Source organism: Thermoanaerobacter mathranii subsp. mathranii str. A3, assembly GCF_000092965.1.
GTDB classification, from domain to species: domain Bacteria; phylum Bacillota; class Thermoanaerobacteria; order Thermoanaerobacterales; family Thermoanaerobacteraceae; genus Thermoanaerobacter; species Thermoanaerobacter thermocopriae.
In genome coordinates, this window is the sequence record NC_014209.1 from 561,752 (window position 1) to 574,190 (window position 12,439).

At 33.5% G+C, this 12,439-nt stretch carries 13 protein-coding genes; 6 read left to right on the top strand and 7 right to left on the bottom strand.

The window, feature by feature from the left end:
* The first annotated feature begins 145 nt into the window (after positions 1 to 145).
* Genes TMATH_RS02625 through TMATH_RS02650 form a run of 6 tightly spaced genes read left to right on the top strand, consistent with a single transcriptional unit; the run spans position 146 to position 7,335 of the window.
* Positions 146 to 1,264, top strand: a complete 1,119-nt coding sequence (locus TMATH_RS02625; protein ID WP_013149873.1) for an ROK family transcriptional regulator — start codon at positions 146 to 148, stop codon at positions 1,262 to 1,264.
* Positions 1,265 to 1,268: 4 nt separating this feature from the next.
* The gene (locus tag TMATH_RS02630; protein WP_013149874.1) at positions 1,269 to 1,946 is read left to right on the top strand and encodes a hypothetical protein; all 678 of its coding nucleotides are present in this window, start codon (positions 1,269 to 1,271) and stop codon (positions 1,944 to 1,946) included.
* Between the two features lie 13 nt (positions 1,947 to 1,959).
* Positions 1,960 to 3,246, top strand: a complete 1,287-nt coding sequence (locus TMATH_RS02635; RefSeq protein ID WP_013149875.1) for a C4-dicarboxylate ABC transporter — start codon at positions 1,960 to 1,962, stop codon at positions 3,244 to 3,246.
* Positions 3,247 to 3,306: 60 nt separating this feature from the next.
* Positions 3,307 to 5,454: a hydantoinase/oxoprolinase family protein gene (locus TMATH_RS02640; protein WP_198002300.1), complete on the top strand. Its 2,148-nt coding sequence runs from the start codon at positions 3,307 to 3,309 to the stop codon at positions 5,452 to 5,454.
* 4 nt (positions 5,455 to 5,458) lie between these two features.
* Positions 5,459 to 5,989 carry a hypothetical protein gene (locus TMATH_RS02645; RefSeq protein WP_013149877.1) on the top strand — a complete coding sequence of 177 codons (531 nt, stop codon included), beginning with the start codon at positions 5,459 to 5,461 and terminating at the stop codon, positions 5,987 to 5,989.
* An 8-nt stretch (positions 5,990 to 5,997) separates the two neighbouring features.
* Positions 5,998 to 7,335, top strand: a complete 1,338-nt coding sequence (locus tag TMATH_RS02650; protein WP_013149878.1) for an FAD-dependent oxidoreductase — start codon at positions 5,998 to 6,000, stop codon at positions 7,333 to 7,335.
* 43 nt (positions 7,336 to 7,378) lie between these two features.
* Here TMATH_RS02650 and panD read toward each other — a convergent pair whose 3' ends face one another.
* The 7 genes from panD to TMATH_RS02685 all read right to left on the bottom strand — a co-directional run bounded on the left by panD (position 7,379) and on the right by TMATH_RS02685 (position 12,357).
* The gene (gene panD / locus TMATH_RS02655; protein ID WP_013149879.1) at positions 7,379 to 7,732 is read right to left on the bottom strand and encodes an aspartate 1-decarboxylase; all 354 of its coding nucleotides are present in this window, start codon (positions 7,730 to 7,732) and stop codon (positions 7,379 to 7,381) included.
* Positions 7,732 to 8,583 (bottom strand): pantoate--beta-alanine ligase, encoded by an 852-nt coding sequence (panC, locus tag TMATH_RS02660; protein ID WP_013149880.1) that lies wholly within the window; start codon positions 8,581 to 8,583, stop codon positions 7,732 to 7,734. Before panC ends, panD begins: the two co-directional genes overlap by 1 nt.
* Entirely contained in the window at positions 8,580 to 9,404 is an 825-nt protein-coding gene (gene panB / locus TMATH_RS02665; RefSeq protein WP_013149881.1) for a 3-methyl-2-oxobutanoate hydroxymethyltransferase, read from the bottom strand. The genes panC and panB overlap by 4 nt, the downstream gene beginning before the upstream one ends.
* Positions 9,364 to 10,254, bottom strand: coding sequence for a Rossmann-like and DUF2520 domain-containing protein (locus tag TMATH_RS02670; protein ID WP_013149882.1), 891 nt, complete (start codon positions 10,252 to 10,254; stop codon positions 9,364 to 9,366). Before TMATH_RS02670 ends, panB begins: the two co-directional genes overlap by 41 nt.
* Positions 10,255 to 10,456: 202 nt before the next feature.
* Positions 10,457 to 11,221 carry a tRNA (adenine-N1)-methyltransferase gene (locus TMATH_RS02675; RefSeq protein ID WP_013149883.1) on the bottom strand — a complete coding sequence of 255 codons (765 nt, stop codon included), beginning with the start codon at positions 11,219 to 11,221 and terminating at the stop codon, positions 10,457 to 10,459.
* Between the two features lie 75 nt (positions 11,222 to 11,296).
* Positions 11,297 to 11,680: a DUF4363 family protein gene (locus TMATH_RS02680; protein WP_012994580.1), complete on the bottom strand. Its 384-nt coding sequence runs from the start codon at positions 11,678 to 11,680 to the stop codon at positions 11,297 to 11,299.
* A 2-nt stretch (positions 11,681 to 11,682) separates the two neighbouring features.
* On the bottom strand, positions 11,683 to 12,357 hold the full coding sequence (locus TMATH_RS02685) for a YetF domain-containing protein (RefSeq protein ID WP_012994581.1): 675 nt from the start codon (positions 12,355 to 12,357) through the stop codon (positions 11,683 to 11,685).
* Positions 12,358 to 12,439: the final 82 nt, after the last annotated feature.

Here is a 12,439-nt window from a genome sequence, read left to right on the forward strand (position 1 = left end):
AACATAAATTTACTTTAGAATATAGGAAGTTATATGTAGCATTATTTAAGAAAGGCCATAATTGTTTTTTGCTAAGTAGATAATACAAATTTTATTTTATAAACTTATTACGAACTTCTTAATAAGTTAGGGAGGGTAAAGTAAATTGAGGCGAAAAAACAACTTAAAAGAATTAAAAGACAGAAACAAAAAGTTAATTTTAAAAACACTTATTAATAAAGGTGCATTGTCAAGAACAGAAATTTCGCAATATACTGGTTTAAGCTTAACAGCTGTTTCAGATTTGACTGACGAATTAATAGAGGAGAATATTATAAAAGAAAACGGGGTAGGTACATCTACGGGTGGCAGAAGGCCCATTATGCTACAGTTTAATCCTGAAAGTGGATATATTTTAGTGGTTAAGGTTGATGAAAATAAAATAATAGCTTCTTTGTTTGATTTTTCTATGAATAAGATATCACAGAAGGAAATTAAATTTGATTATTTTGAAATATCTAAATTAGAGGCAAAAATAAAAGAATGCTATTTTTCTTTTGAAAAAGAAATATGTAAAGATGATAAAAAAATATTTGGCATAGGTATTTGTTTGAACAATGATGTTAAAATTTTAAAACCGAGAGGAATTTTAAATACATCTATTTCTTCAGAGTTTATAACAATAGAGCAGTCACTATCTTTGGAGCTGGGACTTACTGTTGTTGAGGAAGATGAATTGAATTTAAAGGCTATGGCAGAATACCAAAACCTAAATATGAGAGAGAATCTTGCTTACATTAAAATAGATGAAGATATAGAGTCTTCAGTAATTATAAAAGGGAAGCGTTTGGAAACTAGCATAAATATTGGACAAATGATCGTAGATAAAAATGGCCCAACCTTAGACGAGGTAGTATCAATAAAATCAATAATAAAAAGAGCATTAATAATGATAATCGAAGAGCATGAAAAGGAACAAATTGATAATATACCTCCAATAAATATTGATAGTTTGTGTGAAATATTAAATGATGAGAAAAAAAATCGTCTTATAAATGAAGTAAGTAACTATTTAAAAGTGGCTATTATCAATTTAAAAAATTTACTGGATATAAAAGTCTTTATATTTGATGGTAAAATATTAAAATTATCAGCTATTATTAATTCTCTGGCAAGATCTTGCGAGAATCTGGTGATTAAAAACCCATCTACAAAAGATGAAGATGTTATGAGAGAAGCAGCAAAGCTTACTTTAAAAAAAATAATAAATATACAGGAGGCGTAGCTTTATGGAATTTCTTGATTTGCTTAATTCAAACAAAATGACGTTAATAGTTAGTCTACCTGAAAACAAATTAGAATTTGCACAGGCTGCTGTGAAAGGAGGTGCAGATGCGTTAAAGGTCCATGCCAATGTTTATCATTCGGCGAGTGGCAATAATTTCAGAGGTATAATGGAACAAAGGGAGGTGTTTGAAGAGATAATTAAATATGCCAATGTGCCTGTGGGTCTTGTTCCTGGTGCACAGTTATATGCAAGCAAAGATGAAATTAAATTTGTAGAAGAAATTGGCTTTAGTTTTTTGTCAATGTTTGCCCATTATATGCCACTTTATATGATTGATTCAAATCTTGACAAGATGATTGCTGTTAATGAAACATATGATTTAGGTCATATCAGGGCAGTTAATAGAATAGGTGTAGATGTAATAGAAGCAGATGTTCTTCCCGATGATAGAAGAGAAAAAATTTATGTATTTGATTTAATGAGATATGGCAGGCTTGTTGAAAATGTTGACAAACCTGTTGTGGTTCCTACTCAAAGGATTATAGAACCGGAAGAAGTAAGATTCTTATATGAATTAGGAGTAAAAGGGATAATGATAGGTGCAATTGTGACCGGAAATACCGTAGAAGGAGTTGAAAGAACAACTAGTTTGTTTAGAGAAGCGATAAATAAATTGTAAGGGGGTTTTTATCATGCAGGCAGTGTTGATATTGGTTCTTTTTTTAGCAATTGCAGTGCTTATGATAACTAGGAAGTTGCCCACATTAATAGCACTTCCAATACTTGCGATAGGAATAGCAGTAATTGCTGGTGTTCCTCTAAAAATGGTAGACCCTAAGACTAAAGTAGACAACGGGCTTTTAGCTTATGTGATAGATGGAGGAGCTATAAAACTTGCTGCAGCATATGTAGCAGTAATGTTTGGCGCATGGCTTGGGCAAATAATGAACCAAACTGGGATATCAAAATCCATCGTTAAAACAGCAGCTGAATTAGGTGGAGACCGACCTTTTATAATAACAATTTTAGTTGCAGCAGCAATAGCTTTACTATTTACAACTGTAGGTGGTCTTGGTGCTGTAATAATGATTGGTAGTATAACAATACCTATATTGATGTCAGTAGGTGTAGCTCCTATGACAGCAATTGCAGTATTTTTGTTTGGTATGGCGATAGGTCTTGAACTTAATATGGGAAATTGGGCTTTTTATATAACGGCCACTGGTGTAACGTTAGAACAAGTTAGAAATTTTGCATTAGTTCTTATGGTTTTAACTGCTATAACAGCTCTGGTTTTTATAATTATAGAATTTAAACGCCAAGGCTTAAAATTTGCTTGGGCTCAAGCAAATGATGAAGAAATAGAACAAAAAGCGAATTCTTTAGCATTATTAACACCACTTATACCTATTTTATTTGTATTAGTGTTTAAATGGTCGATTATTTCATCTTTTATGGTTGGAATAGTTTATAGCGTAATTACAACACAAAAATCGGTTAAAAATGCTTTAAATACCCTTACCAAAACTGCTTATGATGGTATAGCAGATTCTGCACCAGCAGTGCTTTTAATGATAGGAATTGGCATGTTGCTAAATGCTGTTATGCATCCTATGGTCGCAAAAAGCCTTGAACCCATTTTAAAGAGTATTATTCCTTCATCGCGAATATCGTACATTATATTTTTTAGTTTACTTGCGCCGTTGGCTCTTTACAGAGGTCCTCTAAATTTATGGGGATTGGGAAGTGGTATAGCTGGTCTTATCATTGGTTTAAAACTTTTGCCACCGACTGCAGTAATGGGTGCACTTTTATCAACAGAAAGGATTCAAGCGATAGGAGATCCAACAAATACACATAATGTTTGGTTAAGTAATTATGCTGGTGTTGACGTTAATAAACTTCTATTAAAATTATTACCATATATATGGGCACTTGCTATAGCTGGCGTAGTTACAGCTTCAATAATGTTCTTTTAAAACATAAAAGGGCTAAGTGATTTAACTTAGCCCTTATCATGACATGTATAGGAGGAGATAATATTGAAGGTAAGAATCGGGATAGATGTTGGAGGAACATTTACAGATGCGGTTGCTATAGATAATGACACTTATGAATTAATAGGGACAATAAAGGTACCGACGACACATACTGCGAAAGAAGGTGTTGCAAAAGGCATTATAGAAGCCCTTATGAAACTTATGGAAGAGCACAGTATAGATCCAGAAGATGTCCTATTTATAGCCCATGGTACAACACAGGCAACAAATGCATTATTAGAAGGTGACGTTGTTCCTGTTGGCATTATAGCTGCAGGGAAAGGGCTTGAGGGTATTAAAGTAAAAAGCGATACAAATATACAAGATATAGAACTTGCACCAGGTAAAATATTAAAGATTGCAAATCAATATATTGAATTAGAGGACGAATTTGAGAAAAACGTGGAAATGAAAATTGAGGACTTCAAAAGGCAGGAGATAGGGGCAATTGTCGCTGCCCAAGCTTTTTCAGTAGATGATCCAACAATTGAGGATAAAATAGTAGACATTATAGAGCAAAAAGGGCTTCCGGCGACGGCTACGCATGAAATAACAAAGCTATATGGATTAAAAATAAGGACAAGGACTGCAGCAATAAACGCATGTATACTTCCCAAAATGATAGAGACAGCAAACATGACAGAAGAAAGCGTAAAAAAATCCGGCATAAAAGCACCTCTCATGATAATGAGAGGCGATGGTGGAGTAATGAATATAGCGGAAGTGAGGAAAAGACCGATATTAACACTTCTTTCAGGGCCTGCTGCAGGTGTAGCAGGAGCTCTCATGTATGAAAAAATATCTGACGGCATATTCCTTGAAGTTGGTGGAACAAGTACAGACATATCTGCAATAAAGAGAGGCAAAGTAATGGTAAACTATGCAGAAATCGGTGGGCATAAGACTTATCTTAACTCCCTTGATGTAAGAACGGTGGGAATAGCAGGAGGGAGCATGGTAAGGCTTGGTGACAAAGACATAGAAGACGTTGGGCCCAGAAGTGCTCATATTGCAGATTTACCATATGCAGTTTACAGCGATCCAGAAGAAATAATAGAACCTGAAATAGTATATATAAAGCCCAAAAAGAACGATCCCGATAATTATGTTGCAATCAAAAGCAAGAATGGGAAAATATTTGCAATAACTGTATCCTGTGCGGCAAACGTATTAGGATATGTAAGACCAGAAGATTACGCCTATGGTAATCAAGAAGCTGCAAGAAAGGCATTAGAGCCAATTGCCAAAAAACTCAATAAAACAGTTGAAGAAGTAGCAAAAAAAATAATGGACATTGCAAGCATGAAAGTAATAAAAGTTGTTGAACAGCTTATTACTGACTACAAACTTGACAAATCTACCACAGTACTTGTAGGTGGTGGAGGAGGAAGTGCTTCAATAGTTCCCTATGTTGCAAAAATTATGGGTATGCACCATAGAATAGCCAAAAACGCCCAGGTAATCTCTACAATAGGAGTAGCCCTTGCAATGGTAAGAGAAATAGTAGAGCGCACAATACAAAACCCCACTGAAAAAGATATATTATCAATAAGAAATGAGGCAAAAGAAGCAGTAATAAAATCAGGGGCATTAGAAGAAACAGTAGAAATATATGTAGAAATAGACTCACAAAAAAATATAGTAAGAGCAATTGCTACAGGAGCTACAGAATTACGTTCCAAAGACATATTAAACAAAAACTTAGGAGAAGAAGAAATAAAGAAAATAGCATCTCAATCAATGAAGCTAGAATCGATAAAAAACCTTCAAATAATCGATAAAACAGGTTCAATGTATATCATAAAAGGCATAGAAAACAGAAAGAGATTCTTTGGGCTATTATCACAAAAGCAGGAAAGAGTAGTAGTAATAAACAAAGAAGGAGTTATAAGACTTCACAAAAATAACGGCAAAGTATATAGAACAACCATTAAAACCTTTGAAAATGATTTAAACAAAGCATTAGAGCAAAACATATTTTATGGCGATGGCGGAGCCGAAATCCCTGATTGCTTTATCATACTGCCAAATAGAATAGTAGACCTATCAGGACTTATTGACAAAGAACAAATAATTTCACTGGCAAAAGTAGAAATAAGTGGCTTATCTGATAATGACCGAATACTCATATTATTAAGCAAAAGGTGATGAAATGGTACCCTCTGTATTTCTTAATAAACAACAATTAATTGACCAGGAATTAAAATTTGATATATATTACAATAGAATATCCGACCTTAATCTTGATGATATATTAGAAATAGCATGGAATAGAGGGATAAAAGAGGCAGAAAAAATAAAAAACAAAGACATAAAACAACTAATATTTCAAGAAAACATACTTATAGAAACAGATGAAAAAAGTTATAACCCTGCCTATACTATTTTTAGCGATTATAACAGTAAAGAAAAAAAGATTACCATTTACAAAAAAAATATACAAAACGTATTTATCCCTTCTATACCAGACAAATATTTCTTTTGGAAAGATAATGAAAAAATTGTAGATTTATTTCTGACTCACGAATATTTTCACCATTTAGAGGCCAAATATATTGGATTAACAAGTGAAATAAAAAAGATACAAATAAAAATTGGTCCATTTATACTAAAAAGAAGATTAAGAGCATTAAGTGAAATAGCAGCCCATGCTTTTGTAAAAGAATTTTATGATATATGGTAGGTGGTAGAATGAAACCATATGATGTAGTTGTTGTCGGTGGTGGCGTATCAGGAACAGTTGCAGCAATAGCATCTGCAAGAAATGGAGCTCAAACTCTACTAATTGAACGATATGGATTTCTCGGTGGTTCACTTACAAATATGGGCGTTGGCCCTATGATGACGTTTCATGCGGGTGATAGACAGGTTGTAAAAGGAATACCACAAGAGATAGTAGATAATCTTGTAAAAATAGGGGGAAGTCCTGGCCACGTAATAGATACAACTGGGTTTGTAAGCACTGTAACACCCTTTGATGTAGAACTTATGAAATACATTTTAGAGAAGATGCTAATAGATAGCGGTGTAGGAATACTATATCACAGCTATTTATCGGGTGTTGAGATAGATGGAAGCAAGATAAAATCAATTAAAATTGTGAACAAATCAGGGGAAATGACTATAAAAAGCAAAATTTATATAGATTCAACAGGAGATGCAGACCTTGCTATAAGATGTGGAGTCAATTATTTATTAGGAAGACCCAAGGATAACTTGACACAACCGATGACAATGAATGTCAGAATAGGCAATGTAGATATACAAAAAATAAAAGAATATGTGCTAAATAATCCAACTGAATTTAGAATGGTAGATAAAGAAAAAATCATAAAAGCAAAAAGATTATCGGTAAATGGCTTTTATTCTATATTGAAAGAAGCAAGAAAAAAAGGAGAAATAAATTTTGAAAGAGACATGGTGTTATTTTTTGAAACAAATACACTAGGTGAAGTTATAGTAAACATGACAAGGGTACAAAGGCTAAATGGTACAGATATAAAAGATTTAACCAAAGGTGAAATAATCGGAAGGAATCAAGCCATTGAGTTGTTTAACTTTATGAAAAGAAGAATACCTGGTTTTGAAAATAGTATATTGATTTCAACAGGTCCGCAAATAGGAGTGAGAGAAACTAGGAAAATAGTCGGTGAATATATATTAACAGCTGAAGACCTTGTTTCAAACAAGCGCTTTGATGACTGCATTGCAAAAGGGGGTTATCCTGTTGATATACATTCTCCGGAGGGGGAAGACGTTGTTTATATGAAACTTAAAAAGGGAAGTGATTACGACATACCATACAGATGTTTGTATAGTAAAAAAGTAGATAATTTACTTGTGTCAGGCAGATGTATATCATCAACTCATGAAGCAAATGCAGCAATAAGAGTTTCACCAATTGCTATGGCAACGGGTCAAGCGGCAGGGACAGCTGCAAGTATAGCAGCAAAAGAGAATGCAAAAGTTTCGAATGTTGATGTAAAAATGCTGAGAAACATTTTATTAAAGCAAGGGGCTTATATTTAATGGTACAAGGTACATTAAATAGGTACCTTGTACCATTAAATTTTTACATATTTACTGGTTTATTGTTTTCATCTACAAATATTACTTTAGGCTTATAATTTTTGGCTTCCTCATCATCTATTATTGCGTAAGATATTATGATGATTGTGTCGCCTACCTGACATAGTCTTGCTGCTGCACCGTTTATGCATATTGTGCCTGAGCCTCTTTTGCTTTCTACTGCGTAAGTATCAAATCGTGCACCGTTGTTGATGTTTAAAACTTGTACTTTTTCATTTGGCAGTATATCAGCAAGTTCCATTAAATCTTTATCAATGGTTATAGAGCCTTGATAATTTAAATTTGTCTCCGTTACAATTGCTCTGTGTATTTTTGATTTCATCATAAACCTTTGCATTATATATTTTCCCCCCACAATAGATTATCTATAAGCCTTGTTGTCCCAATAAAGCAAGCTATTGCAATAAGTGCTTTATCTTTTATATAAGTTAAGTCTTTTAATGTATCAGGATGAACGCAGGAGACATATTGAACTTTGCATAAAGGTTCTGAGTTTAAGACTTCCTCTACTTTTTTTATTATAGTATTAGCATTTCTTTCGCCATCTAAAAGTAATTTTTCAGCTTCTTTTAAAGATTTCGAAAGTATTGTGGCGGCTTTTCTTTCTTCAGGATTTAGATATACATTTCTTGAGCTCATTGCTAAACCGTCACTTTCCCTTACAATAGGCGCTTTGATTATTTCTACAGGGAAATTTAAGTCTTCCACCATTTTCTTTATTACTGCAACTTGTTGGGCGTCTTTTTGTCCGAAAACTGCGATGTCAGGTGTGAAAATGTTAAATAATTTTGCCACAACTGTTGTGACGCCTTTAAAATGACCGGGCCTGAAAGCTCCGCAAAGTTTTTCAGTAATTTTATCCACATTTACTGTTGTGAGAAGTTCAGAAGGATACATTTCCTCTACAGAAGGAGCAAAAACAAGGTCACATCCTTCTTTTTCAAGAAGTTTTAAATCCCTTTCCAAGTCTCGAGGATATCTATCAAAGTCTTCATTAGGTCCGAATTGAATTGGATTTACAAATATGCTTACAGCTACAAAATCTGAATGCTTTTTTGCAATTCTTACGAGGGACAAATGGCCCTCGTGCAAATATCCCATTGTAGGTACAAGTCCAATTTTTTTACCTGATAGTTTTTGTTCTTTAATTATATTTCTTACATCACTAATTTTATCTGTTACTATCATTTATTCTCCCTCTTTTCTAAAGTAAAAGAATGTTCTTCATCTGGGAATAGACCTTGTTGTACTTCTTTAATGTAGGCATTTATGCCCTCTATCATTATTTTTTCAATATTAACGTATTGTTTTACAAATTTAGGCCTATGACCTTGAGTTATTCCCAACATGTCGTGGGTGACGAGGATTTGGCCATCGCAGTAAGGACCTGCTCCTATTCCAATAGTTGGAACTGAAATATTTTCTGCAATGTCTTTTGCAAGCTCCATTGGGATGCTTTCAAGCACCAGGGCACATATGCCAGCTTGTTCTAATATTTTTGCATCGTTAAAAATTTTTTTGGCTTTCTCTTTTTCTTTGCCTTGGACTTTATATCCTCCCAATTGATGTACTGATTGAGGAGTGAGACCGAGATGACCTACCACTGGTATTCCTGCATCTACTATGGCTTTGACTATTGAAGCTATTTCTTCTCCACCCTCCAACTTTACAGCGTGAGCTCCGCCTTCTGCAATAAGCTTTGCAGCATTAGTCATAGCCTGTTCTTTAGATATGTGATATGACATGAAAGGCATGTCGGCAACTACAAAGGCACGATTTACTGCCTTAGATACTGCTTTTGTGTGATGTATCATGTCCTCCATTGTGACAGGTATTGTGCTTTGGTATCCTAAAACCACCATTCCGAGAGAATCTCCTACTAAAATCATGTCAATTCCGCAATTATCGAGGATTTTAGCTGTGGGAAAGTCATAAGCAGTTAAAGCTACAATCTTTCTTCCTTCTTTCTTAAATTTCTTTAGTGTGAGAGTTGTTACTTTTTCCTCCATTTAATATACCCTCCAGTTTAAAATATTTTTCATCACTTAAATTTCCTTTTTTATAGGCTATATCAAGAGTTAATTTACCTAAACTTTTATAGAGTTCTTTAAGATTTGGATCTTTTATATTTTCAAGGTGAAGTTTTATAGTATTTATATCTCCTCTTGCTATAGGACCAGTCAAGGCTTTAGGTATTCCATTTTCTTTTATATTTTTTAAAGTTCCTTCCATTAGAGGAATTAGGGCCTCAGGATAATCTTCAAAAGGAAAGCCTGATTCTTTTAAAAGAAGCAAACTAAATTTTGAAAGAGCTACAAGGTAATTTGAGGCTACAACACAAGCGGCATGATAAAGTGGTCTTACTATATTGTTTAAAACTATGTATTTACCTGATATTTTATTTACAATTTCTTTTCCAATTTCAACTGCTTTTTCATCTCCTTCTAAAGTGAAATAGGATTCTGGAAGAAGTTCTAAAGCTGCTGATACAGAGGGGCACGTTTGTATAGGATGCATTACCATGATAAAATTATTTTCATCTTTAAGAGGATTTAAAACTTCTAAATTTAAAGCTCCACTTAAGTGAGCAAAAATTTTTTCTTTAAGTATTTCTTTGTGTTGACTTAAATTGTTTACTACTTCTGGTATGCTACTGTCATTTGTACTTATTATGATTACATCAGCATTTGTAATAATCTCTTCATAATTATAAAAGGCTTTAGATTGTGTAAATTCAGCCGATTTTTTGGCTGATTCTAAATTTCTACTTAAAAAACCTGAGATATTAATACCCTTTTGGGATAACAAAAAAGCGAGGCTTGTTCCTACAACACCAGCCCCGATAAATCCAATTTTCAATAGTTTTCCCTCCTTTTAATTAAGACAAAAAACCTTCCACGGATGGGAAGGTAAATCTTCTTTATTTCCCGTCCCGGTCTTGTGATCCTGGCGGGGCCGAAATGAGCCCTATTGAATTTTTATTAAGTGTGTGGTTCTATAAAGATACCACCACTTTTGGAATAATAGCACAATGGGATTTTGTAGTCAATAAAGACAATTACTATTCTAGCTTCCTTGCAAAAATGAGATAACCTGTGTGTCCTACCATTAAATCTTCTGGCCTTAACCTTTGAGGGTTTAATTTATATTTTCTAAGTATAATTTCACTGACTTCTGAAATATAAAAGCCAGCTTTTTCAAGTGCAGCCAAACTTTCAGATACTTGATTTGTAGTGGGAACTAATATTCCTAAGTGTCCTGCAGGTTTTAGCGCTTTCCTTACTTCTTCTAAAACTTCCCACGGTTTTCTAACATCTAAGAAAAATGCGTCCAAGTCTCTTTCTTTGATTCCCTCATTTATAGATTTATTGTACATTATGACATTATCAAATTCCGAAAACTCCCTGAGATTTTTTTGCGCCAGTTTATAAAATTCTTCTCTTTGCTCATATGTATATACTCTTCCATAAGGCCCTAAAATACGAGAGAGGTATACAGTAAAAGCACCAGAACCAGTTCCAGCTTCACCTACTCTTTTGCCTGGAAAAATGTCAAGGCGCATCGCAATGTAATTTGCTTCTTTTGGATAGATAATTTGTGTTTGACGCTTTAAATAGTGCATTATATAATCAAATGTATCGCAGTTAAGTACATAATATTTTACTCCTTGTACTTCAAAGCTATTTCCAGGTTTTATTTGAGACAAGAATTCTGTGTCAATTTGACCTTTTGGAAGCCCAATTTTAGAGGGAGAAGATAGATCCACTACTTTTTTAAAATTGTCTGGTCCTATTATTACGCGTTTTGTAGTTATTGGTGATGTCATGGTTGTTCCCCCTTTCTTTTAAAAAGGGTTTTTATGCCTATATATTATAACACATTGTTTTATAAAGTTACAGATTTAAAGGATATTTTCAAGAATAGGTTTTTCGTTTTGAGGTATATGCCTAATTAACATTTTAATAGCTTTAAGCTGTGCACTGCTTAGGTCTTTATTTTTCGTATCCACATAACTTTTTAGTTTTTCCATGTTTATTTCTATTTCATCAATTTCTCTATGCTCTATTAGCATTGCCCATTTTTTATTTATATTTTTCCATTCTTTTTCTACTGTTTTTATGTTTTTTTGTGCTTCTTCCCAATGCTCTTTTTCTATGTTTTGCTGCACTTTTGTTAACATTTTATTTAAATTTTCAGAGGTTTTATCAAGGTATTTAAAAGATATAATATCTAAAAGCACTATAAAAATAACGACAGATATCATCAAAGGAACTACATATCGCACATTTAATCTTCCTTTCTGTAAACAGTTAAAACTTTATTGGTGTCTAAAGAGGCAAAGAGTACTTCTTTGACATTTTGTATTTTCCACATTTTCAGCTGTTCATTTAGCCATTCCATATCAATACCTGCTTTCTGCATATTCTGATGCATAATTCTTCCGTCTATTATTATAGGAAGTGGTAATCCCTCGTATTGGGGAGTTAAATTTAGGTCTTGAGGAGTTACAGGCCTTTTGTCGCTCTTTGGTATAACGCTTAAACTGCCATTTGTTTCAAGTATTGCATATTCCACATCGGCTATATTAGGGTAACCTTTTACTCTTAATTCTTCCAAAAGGTCATTTATATTGTAGCGTTCTTTTTGAAGTTGAGACGTTAGGATTTTACCTTTTTCAATTAAAATAGTAGGTGTACCGCAAATTATAGCTCTTGCTCTTAAGCTTTTCATTGACAAGTAGGATAAAAAAAGTTGCGAAACTAAAAGGGTTAAAATAGGTATAATACCAGATAAAAGAGGAATTCCTTTATTTTGCATAGGAATTGCAACTAAGTCTGCTATCATGATTGCCACTACTAACTCATAGGGCTGAAGTTGACCTATTTGCTGTTTTCCTGAAATTCTCATAAATATTACTATAAGAGCGTATAAAATTAGGGTACGGAAAAATAATATTAGCATAATGTCACCCTTTCTAAGTCTTCATATATAGTATTGTTGAAGGACTTTGAAAATATTCATTTATATTTATTCTGCTCTTTTT